Origin of the sequence: Aquimonas voraii (genome assembly GCF_900101825.1) — a bacterium.
In the GTDB taxonomy this organism is placed as follows: Bacteria; Pseudomonadota; Gammaproteobacteria; order Xanthomonadales; family Xanthomonadaceae; genus Aquimonas; species Aquimonas voraii.
This window is the reverse complement of the sequence record NZ_FNAG01000001.1, coordinates 359965-380021: the sequence shown is the minus strand read 5'-3', so window position 1 is coordinate 380021 and position 20057 is coordinate 359965. Positions and strand designations below refer to the sequence as shown.

At 70.1% G+C, this 20057-nt stretch carries 17 protein-coding genes; 13 read left to right on the top strand and 4 right to left on the bottom strand.

The features are described from left to right. The first annotated feature begins 20 nt into the window (after positions 1-20). The 13 genes from frr to BLP83_RS01525 all read left to right on the top strand — a co-directional run bounded on the left by frr (position 21) and on the right by BLP83_RS01525 (position 12961). Positions 21-578: a ribosome recycling factor gene (frr, locus tag BLP83_RS01585; protein WP_091237998.1), complete on the top strand. Its 558-nt coding sequence runs from the start codon at positions 21-23 to the stop codon at positions 576-578. Positions 579-604: 26 nt separating this feature from the next. Continuing rightward, the gene (gene uppS, locus BLP83_RS01580) at positions 605-1363 is read left to right on the top strand and encodes a polyprenyl diphosphate synthase (RefSeq protein ID WP_091237997.1); all 759 of its coding nucleotides are present in this window, start codon (positions 605-607) and stop codon (positions 1361-1363) included. Next, entirely contained in the window at positions 1360-2181 is an 822-nt protein-coding gene (locus BLP83_RS01575) for a phosphatidate cytidylyltransferase (protein ID WP_091237995.1), read from the top strand. Before uppS ends, BLP83_RS01575 begins: the two co-directional genes overlap by 4 nt. Beyond that, positions 2178-3347, top strand: coding sequence for a 1-deoxy-D-xylulose-5-phosphate reductoisomerase (locus BLP83_RS01570; protein WP_091237993.1), 1170 nt, complete (start codon positions 2178-2180; stop codon positions 3345-3347). Before BLP83_RS01575 ends, BLP83_RS01570 begins: the two co-directional genes overlap by 4 nt. 29 nt (positions 3348-3376) lie before the next feature. Then, positions 3377-4732 carry an RIP metalloprotease RseP gene (gene rseP / locus BLP83_RS01565; RefSeq protein ID WP_091237992.1) on the top strand — a complete coding sequence of 452 codons (1356 nt, stop codon included), beginning with the start codon at positions 3377-3379 and terminating at the stop codon, positions 4730-4732. A gap of 157 nt (positions 4733-4889) precedes the next feature. Beyond that, the gene (gene bamA, locus BLP83_RS01560; protein ID WP_091237990.1) at positions 4890-7265 is read left to right on the top strand and encodes an outer membrane protein assembly factor BamA; all 2376 of its coding nucleotides are present in this window, start codon (positions 4890-4892) and stop codon (positions 7263-7265) included. Between the two features lie 34 nt (positions 7266-7299). After that, complete coding sequence (locus BLP83_RS01555; protein WP_091237988.1) at positions 7300-7872, top strand: OmpH/Skp family outer membrane protein; 573 nt, start codon at positions 7300-7302, stop codon at positions 7870-7872. Continuing rightward, positions 7869-8915 carry a UDP-3-O-(3-hydroxymyristoyl)glucosamine N-acyltransferase gene (gene lpxD / locus BLP83_RS01550; protein WP_091237987.1) on the top strand — a complete coding sequence of 349 codons (1047 nt, stop codon included), beginning with the start codon at positions 7869-7871 and terminating at the stop codon, positions 8913-8915. Before BLP83_RS01555 ends, lpxD begins: the two co-directional genes overlap by 4 nt. Next, positions 8912-9379, top strand: a complete 468-nt coding sequence (fabZ, locus tag BLP83_RS01545; protein WP_091237985.1) for a 3-hydroxyacyl-ACP dehydratase FabZ — start codon at positions 8912-8914, stop codon at positions 9377-9379. Before lpxD ends, fabZ begins: the two co-directional genes overlap by 4 nt. After that, positions 9376-10149, top strand: coding sequence for an acyl-ACP--UDP-N-acetylglucosamine O-acyltransferase (gene lpxA / locus BLP83_RS01540; RefSeq protein WP_091237984.1), 774 nt, complete (start codon positions 9376-9378; stop codon positions 10147-10149). The genes fabZ and lpxA overlap by 4 nt, the downstream gene beginning before the upstream one ends. Next, positions 10149-11312 (top strand): lipid-A-disaccharide synthase, encoded by a 1164-nt coding sequence (gene lpxB, locus BLP83_RS01535; RefSeq protein WP_091237982.1) that lies wholly within the window; start codon positions 10149-10151, stop codon positions 11310-11312. The genes lpxA and lpxB overlap by 1 nt, the downstream gene beginning before the upstream one ends. Continuing rightward, positions 11302-11943, top strand: coding sequence for a ribonuclease HII (gene rnhB / locus BLP83_RS01530; protein ID WP_091237981.1), 642 nt, complete (start codon positions 11302-11304; stop codon positions 11941-11943). Before lpxB ends, rnhB begins: the two co-directional genes overlap by 11 nt. 259 nt (positions 11944-12202) lie before the next feature. Then, a complete protein-coding gene (locus BLP83_RS01525) occupies positions 12203-12961 on the top strand; it encodes a GGDEF domain-containing protein (protein WP_176763961.1) in 759 nt (252 codons plus the stop codon). Between the two features lie 211 nt (positions 12962-13172). On the opposite strand, the gene BLP83_RS01520 is transcribed toward BLP83_RS01525, so the two are convergent. From BLP83_RS01520 to proB, 4 genes are all read right to left on the bottom strand, one after another. Next, the gene (locus BLP83_RS01520; RefSeq protein ID WP_091237977.1) at positions 13173-15401 is read right to left on the bottom strand and encodes a GGDEF domain-containing protein; all 2229 of its coding nucleotides are present in this window, start codon (positions 15399-15401) and stop codon (positions 13173-13175) included. Then, entirely contained in the window at positions 15398-17413 is a 2016-nt protein-coding gene (locus tag BLP83_RS01515) for a diguanylate cyclase domain-containing protein (RefSeq protein WP_091237976.1), read from the bottom strand. Before BLP83_RS01515 ends, BLP83_RS01520 begins: the two co-directional genes overlap by 4 nt. Positions 17414-17649: 236 nt before the next feature. Next, positions 17650-18930 (bottom strand): glutamate-5-semialdehyde dehydrogenase, encoded by a 1281-nt coding sequence (locus BLP83_RS01510; RefSeq protein WP_091237974.1) that lies wholly within the window; start codon positions 18928-18930, stop codon positions 17650-17652. Continuing rightward, positions 18927-20048, bottom strand: a complete 1122-nt coding sequence (proB, locus tag BLP83_RS01505; protein ID WP_091237973.1) for a glutamate 5-kinase — start codon at positions 20046-20048, stop codon at positions 18927-18929. The genes BLP83_RS01510 and proB overlap by 4 nt, the downstream gene beginning before the upstream one ends. Between the last annotated feature and the right edge of the window lie 9 nt (positions 20049-20057).

Below are 20057 nucleotides of genomic sequence, written 5' to 3'. Positions count from 1 at the left end.
CGCCGACCGAGGCCACCGCCATGCTGAACGACATCAAGAAAAACGCCCAGGACCGCATGCAGAAGAGTGTCGAGGCGCTGCGCTTCGAACTGACCAAGCTGCGCACCGGCCGCGCATCCACGGCCCTGGTCGACCACCTCAAGGTCAACTACTACGGCTCGGACATGCCGCTGTCGCAGGTCGCCTCGGTGGCCATCGCCGACGCCCGTTCGATCACGATCACCCCCTGGGAAAAAGCCATGGTCGGCCCGATCGAGAAGGCCATCCACGCCTCCGACCTCGGCCTGACCCCGAACACCGCCGGCACGGTCATCCGCATCAACCTGCCGCCGCTCACCGAAGAGCGCCGCAAAGAGCTTTCCAAGCACGTGGCCGGCGAGGGCGAGAACACCAAGGTGGCGATCCGCAACATCCGCCGCGACGCGATCCAGCAGGTCAAGGAGCTGCTCAAGGCCAAGACCATCAGCGAGGACGAGGAGCGTCGCGCCGAGACCGACATCCAGACCCTGACCGACCGCTTCGTCAAGGACGTCGACGGCGTGGTCAAGGCCAAGGAAGACGAGCTGATGGCGGTCTGAGCGGGCGCCCCAAGGCTCCCGCCGGCATGTTCGCCGCCCCATCGAACGAGGCCACCGCCGCATCGGTGCCCCGCCACCTCGCTGTCATCATGGACGGCAACGGTCGCTGGGCGAAGCTGCGTGGCCGCCCGCGCACGCTGGGCCATCGCGCCGGCGCGCGCGCAGTCAACCTGTGTATCGACTGGTGCATCGAGCGCGGCATCGCTGCGCTCACCCTGTTCGCCTTCTCCAGCGAGAACTGGCAGCGCCCGGCCGAGGAGGTCTCGGCGCTCATGGGTCTGTTCCTGCGCGCCCTGGATCGCGAGGTCGAGGAGCTGCACCGGCGCAGCGTGCGCCTGCGCTTCATCGGCGAACGCGGCCATTTCAAGCCCGAGCTGCAGGCCCGCATGGACCGCGCGGAAGCGCTGACGGCCGGCAACGCCGGACTGCAGCTCAGCATCGCCGCCAGCTACGGCGGCCGTTGGGACATCGCTCGTGCGGCCCGGCGCCTGGCCGATCGGGTGGCGAACGGCGAGTTGGAGCCCGGGCAGATCGACGAAGCCCTGCTGCACGCCGAAACCTGCCTCGCAGAACTGCCGCCACCAGACCTGTTCCTGCGCACCGGCGGCGATCAGCGGATCAGCAACTTCCTGCTCTGGCAGTTGGCCTACACCGAGCTGTATTTCACCGAGACCCTGTGGCCCGACCTCAGCCGCGAGGTGCTGGACGAGGCCCTGGCCGTCTATGCCAGCCGCGAGCGCCGCTTCGGCCGCACCAGCGAACAGCTGAAGGAGACCTTCCAATGAACCAGCGCGTCACCACCGCGCTGCTGATGGCGCCGCTGGCGATCAGCGCCGTGCTTTGGCTGCCCACGTCCATTCTCATGCCGCTGGTGGCGGTGATCTTTCTCGTGGCCGCTTGGGAATGGGCCGCTCTGATCGGCATTGAAGGCGCGGCCGGGCGCGCTGCGGTACTGCTGCCGCCGGCCGCGCTGATGGCCTGGCTCTCACACCAGAGCAGCCACCTGCACAACCTGTACCCGCTGGTCGCCCTGATCGGCTGCGTCTGGTGGCTGCTCGCCACGCTGTGGCTGGCGCGCCCCCGTCTGCTGGCCGGCGATGCGCCGGCGAAGCGCGGCGCCAAGCTGGTGATCCTGCTGCTGCTGATCGTACCGGCCTGGACCGGCCTCGCCCTGCTGCATGCCGACGAACCCGTGGGCCCGCGCTGGGCCCTGTTCGCGGTGGCCCTCGTCTGGGCGGCCGACACGGGCGCCTTCTACGCCGGCACCCGGCTTGGCGGCCGCAAACTGTGTCCGTCGATCAGCCCGGGCAAGACCTGGGCCGGATTCTGGGGCGGCCTGGCCGCGGCCCTGCTGCTGTCGATCCTCTGCTTCGCCCTGCTCGGACTTGGCGTGAGTCAACTGCCGGCGCTGCTGCTGCTGACCTTGGTCACCGCGCTGGCCTCCGTGCTGGGCGATCTGTTCGAGAGCGTGATCAAGCGCCAGGGCGGCGCCAAGGATTCGGGCCACCTGATCCCCGGTCACGGCGGCGTGTTCGACCGTGTCGACAGCGTGGTGGCAGCGCTGCCGGTGTTCGCGGTTGGCAAGGTCTGGTTGGGCCTATGAGGCGGGTTGCCGTGTTCGGCGCCACCGGCTCGATCGGCGGCAGCGCCCTCGATGTGATCGGCCGCCATCCCGAACGCTTCCAGGCGACGGTACTCAGCGCCCACAGCCAGGTCGACGCGCTGCTGGCGCTGTGCGAACGGCATCGACCGGAACTCGCCATCATCGCCGACCCGGCGGGCTTGCCCGCATTGGCGTCTGGACTGAAGGCCCGCGGCATCGCCACGGAGGCCGCCGCTGGCACCGAGGCCTTGGAAGCCGCCGCCCGCTCCGGGCTCTGCGACACCGTGCTGGCAGCGATCGTCGGTGCCGCCGGCCTGCCCTCGACCTTGGCCGCGGCCGAGGCCGGCAAGCGCCTGCTGCTGGCCAACAAGGAAAGCATCGTGGTCGCCGGTGCCCTGCTGATGGACGCGGTCCGGCGCTCGGGCGCCGAGCTGATCCCGGTCGACTCCGAGCACAGCGCGCTGTTCCAGTGCCTGCCACAGCCGGCGGTGGGCCGAGGCTTCGATGGGCGCCTGCGCCGGCTTGTGCTGACGGCCTCGGGCGGTCCCTTCCGCGGCCGCAAGCGCGCGGAGCTTGCTCAGATCACGCCGGAGCAGGCCTGCGCGCACCCGAACTGGAGCATGGGCCGCAAGATCTCGGTCGACTCGGCCAGCCTGATGAACAAAGGTCTGGAAGTCATCGAGGCCCACTGGCTGTTCGGCGCTCCGGCCGAGCGCATTGAAGTCGTGGTGCACCCGCAGAGCATCGTGCACTCCCTGGTCGAGTACCTTGACGGCTCCCTGCTCGCCCAGCTCGGCCCGCCCGACATGCGCACCGCCATCGCCTGCGCGCTGGCCTGGCCCGAGCGCGTCGAGGCCGGCGTCTCCGCGCTGGATCTCGTGAAGATGGGCCGGCTCGACTTCGAGGCCCCGGACACTGAGGCCTTCCCCTGCCTGCGCCTGGCCTTCGAGGCCCTGCGCGCCGGTCCGGCCGCCACGACCTGCCTGAACGCGGCCAATGAAGAGGCGGTTTCAGGCTTTCTTCAGGGCCGCTTGGGCTTTCTAGGCATCCCCGAGCTGATCGATGCCAGCCTGCAGAGGTTCGGCGGCGAGCGTGCCGACAGCCTGCCCGCCCTGCTTGATCTGGACACCCGGGTGCGCGCGCATGCGCGCAAGCAGCTCCGCTGAAGCCCTCACCAAGGAAGCGAAGACCGCTCATGCAGGACATCGTCGGTTCCATCTGGTGGCTGATCGTCAGCCTCGGAATTCTGGTGACCTTCCACGAATTCGGACACTACTGGGTGGCGCGCCGCTGCGGCGTGCGCGTCCTGCGCTTCTCGGTCGGCTTCGGCAAGCCACTCTGGAAGCGCATCGGCCGGGACGGCACCGAGTACGTGATCGCCGCCCTGCCCCTGGGGGGCTACGTCAAGATGCTGGACGAGCGCGAGGCCGACGTGCCTGTCGACCAGCTCGACCAGGCCTTCAACCGCAAGTCGGTGGCCCAGCGCATCGCCATCGTCGCCGCCGGCCCGATCTTCAATCTGCTGCTGTGCCTGCTGCTGCTGTGGGGCATGTTCCTGGTCGGCAAGGGCGACTATCAGCCGCTGGTCGGTCGCGCGGACGGCATCGCCGCCGAAGCCGGTTTCGCTCCGGGTGACCGCATCCTGCGCATTGGCGACCAAGCGGCGCAGACCTGGACCCATGTCGCCATGAGCCTGATGGGCGCCGCCCTGGACCGCCGCACCATCGCCATCGAAGTCACCGATGCGGACGGCCAGGCGCAGATCCGCCAGCTCGAACTGGGCCGCCTGCCGGCTGAGCTCAAGGAAACCGAGCTGATGCGCGAGATCGGCCTGGTACCTCAGCAGATCCTGCTGCCGCCGGTGATCGGCCTGGTCGCCCCGGGCTCGCCCGCCGAAGCGGCCGGACTCAAACCCGGCGACCGCATCCGCAGCCTCGACGGTGCAGCACTCCGTGGCTTCGACGAGGTGGCCCCCAAGGTGCGGGCCGCGGGTGAAGCCGGGCGGGCGGTGATCGCCTCGATCGAGCGCGAGGGGGGTTTCTTCGAGGTCAGCCTGCGCCCGGAAGCCAGCGGCGAAGGAGAAGCGCGCACCTGGCGGATCGGCGTGGGTGCGGCGGCGACAACGGCCCAGCATGACGCGCTGCTGCGCTACGGCCCGGTCGAAGCGGTGGGTGCCGCCTTCAGCGAAACCTGGCGCCTGACCACGGCGACCTTCGGCATGCTCTATCGCATGGTGACGGGTGCGGCCTCGCTGCAGAACCTGTCCGGCCCGATCTCGATCGCCCAGTACGCCAACGACTCGGCCCAGCGCGGCTTGGCCTGGTTCCTGTTCTTCCTCGGCGTGCTCTCGCTGAGCCTGTGCATCATGAACCTCCTGCCCATACCGATCTTGGACGGGGGTCACCTGCTGTATTACCTTATCGAAGCGATCAAAGGCGCGCCGGTCAGCGAGAAGTCCCTGATCCTCGGCCAGTATGTCGGCTTGGCAATGCTGGGCGGCCTCATGGCCCTCGCGTTCTACAACGACATCCTGCGCCTGTTCAGTTCTTGAGCCGGAAAGACGCCTCCGCCGAACGGGCCGCCCTACCCGCCCGGCACCCCACCGCCCCCTGCCGGGGAGCCCGTACGACGGGTCTCTCCCATGGGGTATGTATGCCTGCTGCTGCGCTGCAATCGCGGACGGGCGGCCTTGAACGGAAACGGACCCGATGAGCAACAGATACACCGCGCTCCCCCTGCTGGCTTTCATGATCGCCGCGCCCGTGCAGGCCCAGAGCTTCGAGCCCTTCGTCATCACCGACATCCGCATCGACGGACTGCAGCGGATCTCGGCCGGCACCGTTTTCACCTACCTGCCGCTGGAGTTGGGCGACCGCGTCGGCCGCGGCGAAGCCGCCGACGCCATCCGCGCGCTGTTCCGCACCGGCTTCTTCAGCGACGTGCGCCTCGACCGCCAGGGCAACGGCATCCTGGTGGTGACGGTCACCGAGCGACCGGCGATCAACACGATCACGCTGTCGGGCAACAAGGACATAAAGACCGAGGAGCTGATGAAGGGCCTCTCGGGCATTGGCCTGTCCGAGGGCGAGACCTTCAACCAGCTGCAGCTGGACAAGGTCACCCAGGAGCTGACCCGGCAGTACAACAACCGCGGCAAGTACAACGTTTCGATCAGCCCGACGGTGAGTCAGCTCGACCGCAACCGCGTCGACATCAAGATCGACGTGAAGGAAGGCCGCGCCGCCAAGATCAAGCACCTGAACCTGGTCGGCAACAAGACCTTCAGCACCGAGGAGATCCTGGACGAGTGGGAGTCCGGCACCACCAACTGGCTGTCCTGGTACCGCCAGGATGACCAGTACTCCCGCGAGAAGCTCTCGGGCGACCTGGAGAAGCTGACCTCGTTCTACCTCGACCGCGGCTACGTCGATTTCAACATCGAATCCAGCCAGGTCTCGATCAGCCCCGATCGCCGCGACATGTACATCACCGCCAGCGTCACCGAAGGTGAGGTTTACACGGTCGATGACGTCAAAGTGTCCGGCGACACCATCATCCCCGTCGAGGACATGGAGAAGCTGGTGTTCATCGCCGAAGGCCAGACCTTCTCGCGGCGCCTGCTCGAGTTCACCTCGGACGCGATGACCAACACCCTGTCGAACATCGGCTACGCCTTCGCCAGCGTGAACCCGGTGCCCACGATCGACCGCGAGAACCGCAAGGTCTCGATCAACTTCGTGGTCGATCCCGGCAAGCGCGTCAACGTCCGCCGCATCGTGTTCAAGGGCAATACCCGCACCTCGGACGAGGTGCTTCGACGGGAGATGCGCCAGTTCGAGGGCATGTGGTTCTCGCAGGCGGCCATCGACCGCAGCAAGATCCGCCTGCAGCGCCTCGGCTTTTTCGACGACGTCACCATCGACACCCCGCAGGTGCCGGGCACCGACGACCAGGTGGATATCGAGATCAGCGTGACCGAGCGCACTTCGGGCAGCTTCCAGTTCGGTCTGGGCTACTCGCAGTTCAGCGGCCTGATCACCACCGTCGCCGTGCAGCAGAACAACTTCTTCGGCACCGGCAACCAGATCGGCGTGACGGTGCAGAACAACAGCTTCGTCAAGCGCATGGACTTCTCCTACTTCGACCCGTACTTCACCGAAGACGGCGTCTCGGTGGGCTACAACATGAGCTACCGCGAGCTCGACCAGGTCGACGCCAACCTCGCCAATTTCCGCTCCGACTCCGGCAGCTTCCGCGCCATCTTCGGCCTGCCCATCACCGAAACCGACACGGTGGGCCTGTCCTTTGGCATTGATCGGAACACGATCTTCCCGTCCGAGGGGTTCACGCCGCAGTCCATCATTGACTACATCAACGCCTTGGAGCGCCGCACCTTCAATTCATGGCGCACCGAGCTGTCGTGGTCACGCAATTCGACCAACGCTTTCTTCAACCCGACCCGTGGCACCTTCCAGCGCGTGGCGGCCGAAGTCACCCTGCCGGGCTCGACGGTCGAGTACTACAAGCTCAGCTACGAGTTCAACCGCTACTGGCCGCTCAGTCGTCACCTGGTGCTGCTGACTCGCGCCGACATCGGCTATGGCGACAGCTACGGTGACAGGAAGGAACGGCTCCTCGATGTCGTCGATGGACAGGGAAATACGTCCCAGCGTCTGATCGTGGCCGACGGCCTCCCCTTCTTCGAGAATTTCTACGCAGGCGGCGAGCGCTCGATCCGCGGCTTCGAGACCAACACTCTGGGGCCGGTCGGCTTCGGCACGCTCGCGCCCACCACCCGTCAGCCGCTGGGCGGCTCCTTGAAGACCGTGGGCAGCCTGGAGTTCATCTTCCCGACCCTGCTCGACTCCAACAGCGCCCGCGTCTCCGCTTTTGTCGACTTCGGCAACGTCTTCGCCGGCACTGAGAACTTCAGCAGCAGCGATGTGCGCGCCAGCGCGGGCATCGCCCTGCAATGGCAGGCGCCGATCGGGCCGATCGTGATCAGCTGGGCGCAGCCGCTGAAGTACGACCGCGAGATTGATCGCGTCGAGAAGCTTCAGTTCACCTTCGGCACGCTGTTCTGAGGATGACCGGAACGCACTGACGGACCGCGCCCCCATGCCCCGCCACCCGCGCGCCCTTCGGCCGCCCGTCACCACGGGTGCGGGTCGGGCGTGGCTGGGCGCGCTGGCGCTTGGCGCACTGCTGCTCGGCGGGCCGGACATCGCCTCAACGCAGGACGCGGCGCCCACGCGCATCGCCTATGTGGACATGAAGCGGCTGATCGATGACTCGCCACAGGTGCGCGAGGCGCGCGCCCGACTGCAAAGGGAGTTCGACGCCAGCGTGGCCTTGCTGCGCGAGGACGAGCGCCGGCTCGCAGGTCTCGACCAGCGCCTGCAGGCAGCGAATGGCGACGAAGCCACGCGCCTGCGCGCCGAGGCCGATCCCCTGCGCCGCTCGGTGGAGCGCACCCGCGAACGCCTGCGCAACGAGCTGGAGACGCGCAGCGAACAGGAGGTCCAGCGCGCCTGGCCGGTGCTGAACGAGGCGATCGCCAACTACGCGCGAGACAACGGCCTGGATCTGGTGATCTCCAGCGGCGCTCTGTATGTCTCAGGACGCGTCGACATCACCGATCGCGTGCTCGACCTGCTCGAACGCGAACGGGCAGTGGACGAACGCCCGTGAGCATCCCGGGATTCACGCTGGCGGAGCTGGCCGAGCGCTTCGGGCTGGAGCTGCGTGGCGCCGGCGAGCTGCGCATCGAGGGCGTGGGCACACTCGCCAATGCCTACTCTGGCCAGCTCAGCTTCCTGGCCAACCCGAGCTATCGCAAGGAGCTCGCCCACACCGGCGCCTCGGCCGTCGTGCTGCGCGCCGATGCGGCCGATTCGGCGCCCTGTGCGGTGCTGGTCGCCCGCGACCCCTATGTGGCCTTCGCCGAAATCGCCGCCCTGTTCGAGCCGCAGCCGGCCTACGCCGCCGGCGTACATCCGACCGCCGTGATCGATCCGAGCGCGGAGATCGCCGCTGACGCCAGCATCGGTCCGCACTGCAGCGTGGGTGCACGCTCGCGCATCGGAGCCGGCGTCATGCTCGGTCCGGGCTGTGTGATCGGCGAGGACTGCAGCATCGGCGCCGGCAGCGTGCTGGTCGCGCGGGTGACCCTGGTGACCCGCGTGCGCCTCGGCCAGCGCGTGCGCATCCACCCGGGTGCCGTGCTCGGCGCGGACGGCTTTGGTCTGGCCATGAAGGCCGGCCACTGGATCAAAGTGCCGCAGTTGGGCGGCGTCGAGATCGGCGATGACTGCGAGATTGGCGCCAACACCTGCATCGACCGCGGCGCGCTGGAGGACACCCGGCTCGGCGTGGACGTGCGCATCGACAACCTCGTGCAGATCGGCCACAACGTGGTGATCGGCGACCATACGGCGGTGGCAGGGTGCGCGGCGATCGCCGGATCGGCGAAAATCGGCCGCTACTGCCTGATCGGCGGCGGCGTGGGCATCGTTGGCCACCTCAGCATCTGCGACAAAGTGACCCTGACCGCGCGCTCGCTGGTGAGCAGCAGCATCGATCAACCGGGCCAGTACTCCTCCGGCGTGCCGCTGCAGGAGAGCCGGCTGTGGCGTCGAAACGCCGCCCGCTTCCGCCAGCTCGACCAGCTCGCGCGCCGCGTGCTGCGCGAAGGCCGCGAGAACAACAACGACAAGGACCCATCGAGCTCATGAGCGAGCCCTACCTGCCCGAACTGCCGGTCGACGTGACCCGGATCATGGGCATCCTGCCGCACCGCTACCCCTTTCTGCTGGTCGACCGCGTGCTCGAACTGGAGCCGCGTCAGCGCATCCGCGCGATCAAGAACGTGACGATCAACGAGCCCTTCTTCCAGGGTCACTTCCCGGGTCATCCTGTTATGCCCGGCGTGCTGGTGGTCGAGGCCCTGGCCCAGGCCTCGGGCCTCTTGACCCAGCTGTCCGAGCCGCCCAAGCCGGCCGGCGAGGAGCCGATCTTCTACCTGGTGCGCGTCGACAAGGCGCGCTTCGCGCGCACCGTCGTTCCCGGCGACCAGCTGGTGCTGGAGTCGGTGCAGAAGCGCATGCGCATGGGCATGGGCCAGTACGAGTGCGTGGCCACGGTCGACGGCCGCGAGGTGGCCTGCTGCGAGCTGCTCTGCGCGGAGCGCGCGGCATGAGCGTGCATCCGAGCGCCGTCATCCATCCGGGGGCGAAGCTCGGCGAAGGCGTCGAGATCGGCCCCTTCTGCGTGATCGGCGACGAGGTCGAAATCGGCGCCGGCACCCGCATCGACTCGCACGTGGTGATCCACGGCCCCACCCGCCTCGGCCGCGACAACCGCATTCACAGCTTCGCCGCGATCGGCGGCGAGCCGCAGGACAAGAAGTTCCGCGGCGAGCGCTGCGAGCTGGTGATTGGCGACCGCAACCTGATCCGCGAGTTCGTCACCATCAACCGTGGCACCGCCGATGACGAGGGCATCACCTCGATCGGCGACGACAACTGGATCATGGCCTACGTGCACATCGCGCACGACTGCCGAATCGGCAACAACAACACCTTCGCCAACGCCGCCTCGATGGCCGGCCATGTGCACATCGGCAACCAGGTGATCCTCGGCGGCTTCAGCCTGATCCACCAGTTCTGCAAGGTCGGCGACCACGCCTTCACCGCGATGGGCGCCTCGGTCAACCGCGACGTGCCGCCCTATGTCATGGTCGCCGGCGAGTACGCGCAGCCGCGCGGCATCAACGCCGAGGGCCTGAAGCGTCGCGGTTTCAGCGCGGAGCGCATCGCCGCGATCAAGCGCAGCTACCGCACCCTCTATATGGCCGGCCTGCCGCTGGCCGAAGCGCGCGCCAAGATCGCCGACGAGGCCCAGGCCTCGGAGGATCTCAAGCTGCTGCTCGACTTCATCGACGGCAGCACGCGCAGCCTGATCCGCTGATGGACGCAGCGCGGCCCGCGCCGGTCATCGCGCTGGTGGCGGGCGAGGCCTCCGGCGACCTGCTCGGCGCCGATCTGATCCGCGCCCTGCGCCAGCGCTACCCGCAGGCCCGCTTCGTCGGCGTCGGCGGCCCGCAGATGCGCGCCGAAGGCTTCGAGAGCTGGTGGGACTGCAGCGAGCTCGCAGTGATGGGCCTCACCGAAGTGCTGCGCCACCTGCCGCGCCTGCTGAGGCTGCGCCACCAGCTGCGCGCGCGCCTGCTGCGTCTGCGGCCCGATGTCTTCGTCGGCATCGACGCGCCCGACTTCAACCTGGGCCTTGAGCGCCGCCTGAAGCAGGCGGGCCTGCGCACCGTCCACTACGTCAGCCCCTCGGTCTGGGCCTGGCGGCGCGAGCGCGCGGCCAAGCTCGGCCACTCGGCCGACCGCGTGCTCTGCCTGTTCCCGATGGAGCCGCCGATCTACGCCGAGTACGGCGTGGACGCCCGTTTCATCGGCCATCCGCTGGCCGAGCAGTACCCGCTTCCACATGATCGGGCTGCGGCGCGAGCGGCACTCGGAATCGCTGCCGATGCCCGACTGCTCGCCCTGCTGCCCGGCAGCCGGCTCGGCGAGATCGGCCGCATCGGCGCCGACTTCATCGCCACCGCCGCGCGCCTGCAGGCCACGCGCCCGCATTTGCAGATCATCGCGCCGATGGCGAATGCGGCCTGTCGGGCCGCCTTCGAGGCGCAGCTCGCGAGCGCCAGCGCGTCGCCGCGCATCCGCCTGCTCGACGGACAGTCTTCGCTGGCCCTGCGCGCGGCCGATGTGGTGTTGCTGGCCTCGGGCACGGCCGCCCTCGAAGCCCTGCTGGCCGGCACGCCGATGGTGGTGGGCTACCGCATCAGCGCGCTGACCCACTGGATCGTGCGGAGCTTCGGCCTGCTCAAGGTGAGCCACTTCAGCCTGCCCAATGCGCTCGCCGGCGGCGCGCTGGTGCCGGAGTGCATGCAAGACGACTGCCGGCCAGAGGTGCTGGAGCGCGCGCTGGCGCCGCTGCTGGATTCGCCCGCCGCGGCCGCGGCGCAGACCGAGGCCTTCGCCCGCCTCCACGCCGAGCTGAAGCAGGGCGCCAGCGCGAGCGCCGCGACCGCGATCGCCGAGTTGATCGATGCGCACTGAGCCCGTCGGTGACCCGCCGTGCAGCGCGCGCACGCCCGGCATCGCCGGCGTCGACGAGGCCGGACGCGGCCCGCTGGCGGGCCCGCTGGTGGTGGCCGCGGTGGTCCTCGATCCCATGCGACCGATCGACGGGCTGGGCGACTCCAAGCGGCTCAGCGAGAAGCGCCGCGAGGCCCTGTTCGATCAGATCATCGAGCGTTCCATGGCCTGGCAGATCGTGCACATCGAGCCGGCCGAGATCGACGCGCTCAACATCTACCGCGCCACCCTGGAAGGCATGCGTCGCGCGGTCTGCGGCCTGCCCATCCCCCCCGTGCTGGCGCGGATCGATGGCAATGCGATCCCGCCCGGCCTGCCCTGCCCAGCCGAAGCCTGGGTCAAGGGCGATGCCCGCGATCCGGCCATCGGCGCGGCCTCGATCCTCGCCAAGGTCAGCCGCGATCGCGCCATGCTCACCCTGGCCGAGCGCTTCCCCGAGTACGGATTCGCCGCCCACAAGGGCTACCCGGTGCCCGGGCATTTCGAGGCGCTGCGCGCCTTCGGGCCCTGCCCCGCCCATCGCCGCAGCTTCGCGCCGGTGCGCGAGGCCGCCGCGACGCAGCCAGCGCAGGGCCGCCTGCTGGCCGATTGAGGCCGAGCACTGCCCGCCTCGCCCCTGCGCGCTCCGTCGCTGCAGGGTCTGTGTGCGTCGAGCCGGGACGCCACGCTGGCTTGAATTCCCGAGCGCCGAATCCGGTGCTGCCAAGGCCGCATGGTCAGGCCGCAGAGTCCGTCGTAGCATCGGGCCCTTGCCCGCCGCCCCCGGCTTTCGATCTCCGCCCTGCATGCGGCCGACCCGCCCGTCTCGACCCACTCCACTCCGGGTTGCCCTCGCCGCCCTTGCCGCCCCCGTGGCCGGCTTCGCATCAACGGTTCCGTCGCAGCCGGCCGCCTCCGGTTTCAGCGCCGGTTTCTGGACCGGCTTCGCCAGCGCCGCCGCGCTCGGCGCACTGGCCCTGCTCGGACAGCGCCGCGCCCATCGCCGCCAGCAGCACGCACTGGCGGAGCAACGCCAAAAAGAGCTCGACCAGGTGGTGGCGCGGCGCACGGCGGATCTGGTGAATGCCAACCGCACGCTGCGCGATCTTGCCGACACCGATGCCCTGACCGGGGTGTCCAACCGCCGGCATTTCGACCGCCTGCTGCGCGAAGGCGTCGAACGCGCCCTGCTGACCGGCCGCCGGCTGTCGGTGCTGCTGATCGACGTCGATCACTTCAAGCAGGTCAACGACCGCGAAGGCCATCTCGCCGGCGATGAAGTGCTGCGCCAGCTGGGCCAGCTGCTGCAGCGGGCGGTGCGCAGCGACACCGTGGTGGCCCGCTACGGCGGCGAGGAATTCGCAGTGATCACGCCAAGTGGCCTCGCCGAAGCGGTCGGTCTGGCCGAACGCCTGCGCCGGGCCGTCGAGGCGGATTCACGGATCCGCGTCAGCCTCGGCGTGGCCAGCTTCGAGCCCAAGCTTGATGGCGACGAGCCCGCCCTGCTCGCACGCGCCGATCGCGCGCTCTACGCGGCCAAGGCCGCGGGCCGCAATCGGGTCGAATCCGATCCGCCGGGGGCGCCAGTCACACCGCAGGCGCGCCGCGGCGCAGCCATCGCCGCGGATTGACCTCGGAGCGTGTGAAAAAGCCCAGACGCCGTAGCGAGAGCGCCTCTGGGTGTTCGTGGCAAAGCGCGATAGGTGAATTCAAGGGAGTTTGGCGAGCGAGTGACCGCGGAATTCGCGTAGCGCGCTGCCGCCACGGGCGGCCAGAGGCGGCCGCAGTAGGCGGATGGTTCTCACATGCTCTCAGTTCCCGCATCGACGCCAGCGACGCGGCTCAGCCCAGCACCACCGCACTCTGGGTTCGCAGCAGACCGCTGCGCTCGGCCGCCTCGAAATCGATTTCCGGCGCGCGCAGAGCCTCGGCCTCGCCGCTGCTGTCGACCACCGCCACGGCGCGACTGCGACCGCGGCTCTTCGCTGCGTACAAGGCGAGATCGGCCAGCCGCAGCCGTTCCTCCCAGCCTAGCTCGGCGCTGCAGCTGGGCAGCAGGTCAAGACAGAGGCCCATCGAGGCGCTGACCCGGAGGCTGCCGTTCGGCATCTCGACCGGTTCGCCGGCGATGCGCTCGAGGATGCGTCGGCCAAGCGCGATCGCCTGCGCGCTGCCCATACCGGAGACATGCACGAGAAACTCCTCGCCGCCCCAGCGCACCACCAGGTCCTCGCGGCGCAGGCAGGCCTGGATGCGGCGAGCGACCTCGACCAGCACGGCATCGCCCGAGGCGTGGCCGTAGCGATCGTTGATGCGCTTGAAGTGATCGACGTCGAGCAGCAGCAGGGCGCCGGGCGCGCCCGGCCGCGCGACCAGCCCCTGCATGCGCAGTTCGAAGGCACGGCGGTTGCCGAGCCCGGTCAGGGTGTCCTGCTCGCTCTCGCGCCGCAGGCGTTCGCGGCGCTCGCTCAGCAGCCGCTCGCGCCCGCGCAGGCGCCCGTAGAGCAGCGCACCCAGCAGCAGCAGGACGCCGAGCACGGCCAGCAGCAGCAGCCAGATGCGCAGGGTCAGGTCCTGGCTGGCGATCTCATCGCTGCGGGTGGCGAGCTGGTCTTCCAGGAGCTGCATGTCGCGCTGGCGGACCTCGGCGTCGAAACTCGCCTGGATATCGCGCAGCGCGGCATCGAGGTTCTCGCGGCTGATCCGCGCCGACAGCTCGCGTTCGCGATGGTAGAGCTCAAGCGCGGCGCCGGCGTCGCCGGCCGCCGCCAGCGCCTCGCCGAACTCGCGCAGCATCTGCACCCGCTGGCCCTCGTTGCCCTCTTCGCCCAGCAGGGTCTCGGCCAGCGCCAGCTGCTGCTTGCCGGCCTCGATCTGGCCCAGGCCGATGTGGGCGAGCCCGGCGTTGTTGTGCAACGCCTGCAGCACGCGCTGCTCCTGCAGGCGTTCGGCGAGCGGCAGGGCCTCCTGCACCGTGCGCAGGGCCTGCCGCGGCTGACGCAGGCGCAGCTGGGTGTCGGCCAGGTTGTTGAGCAGCATCACCTGCGGCCGCTGCAGGCCAGCCGAACGCGCCAGCGCCAGCGCGCTGCGCAGGCGGGCGATCGAGGTGCGCGCATCGCCGGCATCGATGGCCACTGCGGCCTCGTTGACCAGGGTGCGGATGCGCAGCTCAGGTTCGCCGACCCGCTCGGCCGTGCGCCGGGCCTGTGCCAGCAGGCCCAGGACGGTCTCCTTGGGTTCACCCGCCTGCGAGGCCAGGAAGCCCAGCAGCGACCAGGTCTGCGCCGCCCGGTAGGCATCGCCTGCGGCCAGCGCCAAGGCCAGCCGGCCCTGCGCGGAGGATCGCGCCTGCGCGACCACGCCGTTGGCAAGTGCCTGCCGCTCCAGCACGCGCTCGGCCTGCCAGACCGCGCGGTAGTCGCAATCGGCGAAGGCGCCCAGAGCGTGACTACGCTCACGCGCCTCGGGGTCGTCCTGCAGCACCGAGTCCACCCGCAGCGCCGACGGCAAGGGGCAGGCCGAACGATGGAAGTCCAAGGCGGCGCGGGCGCGTTCGGCAGCCACGCTTGGTCGATTCTCGAGTTCGGCCAGCTGCGCCTCCATCAGCGCGAGATCGGCTGCCGCCGCGGAGTCTGATGGCACCGCGCCGGCGCCCGGGGCGGGGCTCGCGACGGCCCCGTCGAATGCGGCCGCGCGCAGGGCCGCGGCCAGCCCCTTGGCATCGCGCGCTTCGACGAGCAGCTGCAGGCGCGCGCGCTGCAGCAGCCGCGCCCGCGGGTCGGAAGATGCGGCTTCGATCCGCCACTCGGCCGCCAGCGCGTCCAGAGCCGCGCGCGCTCGCGCAGGGTCTTCGGCCGCCAGGCGCACGGCCGCATCGAGGCGCGCGGCTGGCAGCCCGGGCGCGGCACTGTTCAGGCCCAGACCCGATTCGACAGGCTCGGGCGACTCGGTCATCTGCCGGGCGGCGAAGGCTGCGGGCGCGGCGCCGCAGACGAGCAACAGCAGCAGGGCGGGCAGCCTGCCGCCGCCCGGGTCACGCGGCGATGCCGCTCCCTCGATCGCACCGCTCATGCGGAGCCCTCCGCACCGACCACCACCTGCAGGCCGATCCGGCCTAGGGCTTCAGCGTGCTCGATATCGGCAATGACCGCCTCCAGGTTGGCCGCCGCGCCCTCGCGCAGCCAGCTGACGCCGCAGGCGCGATGGCGCCCGCGCAGCTTGGCGAGGTAGAGGGCGGCATCCACCAGGCGCAGCGCCTGCTCGAAGGGCAGGCTCAGGCCTGCCGGAGGCAGCGGCAGCGCGGCGAAGCCGATCGAGGCGCTGACCGGGATACGCGCCCCGTCGATGTCGACCGGTTGCGACAGCTCGGCCAGCAGGCGCTCGGCCAGGTGCGCGGCATCCGCCGGCGCCAGCCAGTCGACCGCCAGCAGGAACTCCTCGCCGCCCCAGCGCGCGGCAAGGTCCTGGCCACGGCAGACGGCGCGCAGCCGGCGCGCGGTTTCGACGAGCAGGGCGTCGCCCACAGCATGGCCGTGGCGATCATTGATGAGCTTGAAGTGGTCGAGGTCGATCAGCAGCAGCGTGCCGGTGTAGGCGCGCTCGCCTCCGGCATGCCGCAGCACCGCCTGTACATGGCGACGGTTGGCCAGCCCGGTTAGGGGGTCGCGTTCGCTCTGCATGCGCAGCTGGGCGTTGATGCCATCGAGGTGGCGATTGCTCGCGCGCAGGCGACGGACACCGATCACCACCAGCGCCAGGCCCAGCACTAGCAGCACGGCGAGCAGTCGCCACACCCACTGCTGCAGGCGCTTGCGCTCGAACTCGGCCAGGCTGCGGGCGTTTTCGGCCTCCAGCTGTTCGATGGCTTTCTCGCGACGCTTGGCCTCGACCTTCTCCTGCAGCGCGAGCACGGCCCGCTGCTGGTCCTCGCGGAAAATCTCGTCCTGCAGCGCGCGCGCCGCGTGCAGGGCCTCGATCGCACCACCGAGATCGCCAGCGCGTTCCAGCGCGGCCCCCAGTTCGGCATAGGTCAGTGCCAGCTCGTTGCGCAGGCCCTGCAGGCGGTCGTACTCGATGCCCTCCGCTACCAGCGCCTTACCCTCCTCGATCCGGCCAAGGCCGATCCGGGCCAGGCCCAGATTGGCCAGCGCCAGCGCCCGGCCGCGCGGATCCTCCGAGGCCTCGGCCGTATCCAGCGCTTCCTGCGAGATGCGCTCGGCCTCGGCGTACTGGCCGTTGACGAGGTGGTAGTGGGCGACATTGCCGAGCAGCACGGAGAGTCCATCGCCGTCACCGGCCCGGCGAGCGTGGTGGATCGCCGACTGCATCGACTGCAACAGGCCCTCGGAGTCGCCCGCCGAATCCTGCACCACGCCGAGCGTGGTGTAGGCCTCGCTCAACAGGGTGTCGTCGCCCAGCTCATGGGCGAGCTCCAGTGCTTCGCGCGCCATTGCCACCGCGCGCTCATGCTGGCCCAGCTGCGAGAGCACGCTGGCATGCGAGGAGCGGATGCTGGAGCGCCAACCGGGGCGGCCAAGCTCATCGGCCAAGTCGCTCGCGGTCTGGAAGGCGCGCACGGCCTCGCCAAACTCGGCCTGACCACTGAGCGCGGAGGCGAGATGGAACCAGAAGCGCAGCCGCTCGCGCAGGCCCAGCTCAGCCTCGACGCGGGGCACCAGGGCCTGCAGCTCGGGAATCACTGCTGCCGCGCCTCCTTCGCGCAGCCTGACGCGCAGGCGGATCATCGCCGCGGCGAGATCGCTGCCATCGGCCCAGGTGGCCTGCCGCGCATCGAGCTCGCGGGCGGTGGCCTCCGCGGCCTCCTTCATGTCGGCATTGGCGTACATGCGCCCGAGCATGCCCAGCAATTCACGGCGCAGGGCCGAGGCCGCGGGCAACGCCGGCAGGGCAGCGCGAAGCTTTTCCGCCGCCTCGGCCGGGCGCATCCAGTCGCGGTCCTCGATCTCCAGCGAGAGCTCAAGGATGCGCAGCTCATCCGGGCTCAGGTTCTGCGGGCCCGGAGCGGCGACGCCAGCGCTCTCCGGCGGGGCCTGTTCCAGGGCGGCCGTCGAAGCCCGACCCAAGCTCGGAAGCAGGCTCAGCAGGCAGATCGACAGTGTCAGCGAGCGGACGTCCAGAGCTCGGCTCTCAGGGAGTAACGCCCGACCTTAGGCAAACCGCGTGCCGCGCGCTGGCGATGGTCGACGCGAAGCCCGCGACCAGGTCGAGAGCGGGCGCGCCACGGGCCCGCTCTCGGGCCAGGGCCTGCAGGCACCGCAAAAACGCCGCCACAGCCGAGCCCGATGGCGCAGGATCAGGCTCAGGCCCGCGCCAGATAATCGCCGCGGCCGACCCATTTCCAGCTGGTCAGCTCGGCCGGGCCGACCGGCCCGCGCGGCGCCAGGCGCCCCGTGGCCACCGCCACCTCGACGCCCATGCCGAACTGGCCGCCGTCGGTGAAGCGGGTGCTGGCGTTGTGGTAGACCGCCGAAGCATCGACCGCGTTGAGGAAGTGCGCGACGGCCTCGGGGTCCTCGCTGAGGATGGCTTCGGAGTGCCCGCTGCCATGGACCGCGATGTGCGCGATCGCAGCATCGACGTCGTCGACCAGGGTCACCCCCAGCTCCAGTCCCAGCCATTCGCGATCGAAATCGCCAGGCGCCAAGGGCTCGACGCGGGCGCCACCGGCCGCCAGCAGGCTGGCGGCTTTTCCATCCGCGTGGAACAGCACGGCGTAGGCCGACAGACGCTGGGCCAGCATCGGCAGCAGGCGCTCGGCGGCACTGGCCTGCACCAGCAGCGTGTCCAAGGCATTGCAGACGGCCGGCCGCTGCACCTTGGCGTTCTCGATCACGGCCAGGGCGCGCTCAGGATCAGCGCTGGCGTCGACGTAGATGTGGACCACGCCGACGCCACCGGCAATCAGCGGGATGCGGCTCTCGCGCCGGCACAGGTCGATCAGGCCATGACCGCCGCGCGGCACCATCACATCGATGCAATCCGCCAGCTGCAGCAGCTCGGACACCGCCTCGCGCTCGGGTGCATCGATGAAGCTGACCAAGGCCTCGGGCAGACCAGCCGCGCGCAGTGCCTCGTGCAGCAACGCGACCAGGGCGAGATTGGTCTGCCGCGCCTCGCGGCCGCCGCGCAGCACCACCGCGTTGCCCGACTTGAGCGCAGCCGCGGCGATGTCGACGGTGACATTCGGCCGGGCCTCGTAGATCACGCCCACCACGCCGATGGGCACGCGTCGACGCGCGAGGTGCAGCCCGTTCGGCAGTTCGCGCCGATCGAATTCACCGGCCAGCGGATCGGCCAAGGCGGCCACGGTGCGGACATCGGCGGCGAGTCCGTCGAGGCGCGGGCCGTCCAGACGCAGGCGATCGAGCAGGGCCGGTCCAAGACCCGCGGCGGCCCCGGCTTCGAGGTCGCGGACGTTGGCCTCGATCAGCGGCGCGCGCTGGTTGGACAGACGCTGCGCGATCTCCCGCAGCAGGGCATCACGCGCGGGGCCCTGGAGCCGGGCGAACGCAGGCTGGGCGGCGCGGGCGGCGCGGGCCTGGGCGGCAAGGCGCTCGACGCGCGAGGTGGGTTCGTTCATGTCAGGTTCTCCGCAGCGCGCGGGGCCAGCACCAGGTCGTTGCGGTGGATGACCTCGTCGCCGTAGCGATAGCCGAGCAGGCTTTCGATGTCCTCGGACTTCCGTCGGCACAGCCGCGCCAGATCCGTCGCGCTGTAAGCAGCGATGCCGCGCGCCACCTCGACGCCGGTTGCATCCAGCACCTGCACCGCATCGCCGCGATCGAAGCTGCCTGAAACCGTGACCAGTCCCACGGGCAGCAAGCTACCGCCGCGCAGCAGTGCCGCCGCCGCGCCGTCGTCAATGCCCAGCGCGCCGCGGGCAGTACCGCCGGTGATGTAGCGCTTGCGCGCGGCCAGACGCTCGCCCTGCGGGGCGAAGCGCGTGCCGATCGCCTGGCCCGCCAGCAGCCGCGTCAGCACATCGGGCTCGCTGCCGGCGGCGATATGCGCCACGGCGCCGCCGCGACGCGCGAGTTCCGCGGCGCCGAGCTTGGTCGCCATGCCGCCGGTGCCGAGCTTGCCGCTGCCGCCGGCCGCCGCGCGCAGCTGCTCCGGCAAGGCGCCCGGGCCGACCTCGCGGATCAGCTGCGCGGCCGGGTTGCTGCGCGGGTCGCTGTCGTACAGGCCCGCCTGGTCGGTCAACAGGACGAGGCGGTCGGCATCGACCAGGCTGCACACCAGGGCCGACAGCATGTCGTTGTCGCCGAGGCGGATTTCCTCGGTGGCCACGGTGTCGTTCTCGTTGACGATGGGCAGCACGCCGTGCGCCAGCATGGTCAGCAGGGCCTCGCGGGCATTGAGGTAGCGCCGGCGGTTCTCGACGTCGCTGCGGGTCAGCAGCACCTGCGCGACCTCGATGGCGTGTTCGCCGAACAGGCGCTGATAGAGCGCGTGCAGGCGCGGCTGACCCACCGCGGCATGCATCTGCTTGACCGGCACATCGCGCGCGGGTGCTGCGTTCAGGGCGCTGCGGCCGGTGGCGACCGCACCGGAGCTGACCAGCACCAGGTCGTGGCCGGCCGCACGCAGCGCGGCCAGCTGCCGACACAGCTCGGCGAGCCGCGGCAGGTCCGGGCCCGGACCGCCGGCGGTGACCGTGGAGGTGCCGAATTTGACGACGATGCGCTGTCGCGACATGGGCGTGCT

Coding starts and splice junctions, on each gene's coding strand:
- frr (WP_091237998.1), top strand. CDS start 21: ATGCTGAACGACATCAAGAAAAACGCCCAGGACCGCATGCAGAAGAGT.
- uppS (WP_091237997.1), top strand. CDS start 605: ATGTTCGCCGCCCCATCGAACGAGGCCACCGCCGCATCGGTGCCCCGC.
- BLP83_RS01575 (WP_091237995.1), top strand. CDS start 1,360: ATGAACCAGCGCGTCACCACCGCGCTGCTGATGGCGCCGCTGGCGATC.
- BLP83_RS01570 (WP_091237993.1), top strand. CDS start 2,178: ATGAGGCGGGTTGCCGTGTTCGGCGCCACCGGCTCGATCGGCGGCAGC.
- rseP (WP_091237992.1), top strand. CDS start 3,377: ATGCAGGACATCGTCGGTTCCATCTGGTGGCTGATCGTCAGCCTCGGA.
- bamA (WP_091237990.1), top strand. CDS start 4,890: ATGAGCAACAGATACACCGCGCTCCCCCTGCTGGCTTTCATGATCGCC.
- BLP83_RS01555 (WP_091237988.1), top strand. CDS start 7,300: ATGCCCCGCCACCCGCGCGCCCTTCGGCCGCCCGTCACCACGGGTGCG.
- fabZ (WP_091237985.1), top strand. CDS start 8,912: ATGAGCGAGCCCTACCTGCCCGAACTGCCGGTCGACGTGACCCGGATC.
- lpxA (WP_091237984.1), top strand. CDS start 9,376: ATGAGCGTGCATCCGAGCGCCGTCATCCATCCGGGGGCGAAGCTCGGC.
- lpxB (WP_091237982.1), top strand. CDS start 10,149: ATGGACGCAGCGCGGCCCGCGCCGGTCATCGCGCTGGTGGCGGGCGAG.
- rnhB (WP_091237981.1), top strand. CDS start 11,302: ATGCGCACTGAGCCCGTCGGTGACCCGCCGTGCAGCGCGCGCACGCCC.
- BLP83_RS01520 (WP_091237977.1), bottom strand. CDS start 15,401: ATGAGCGGTGCGATCGAGGGAGCGGCATCGCCGCGTGACCCGGGCGGC.
- BLP83_RS01510 (WP_091237974.1), bottom strand. CDS start 18,930: ATGAACGAACCCACCTCGCGCGTCGAGCGCCTTGCCGCCCAGGCCCGC.
- proB (WP_091237973.1), bottom strand. CDS start 20,048: ATGTCGCGACAGCGCATCGTCGTCAAATTCGGCACCTCCACGGTCACC.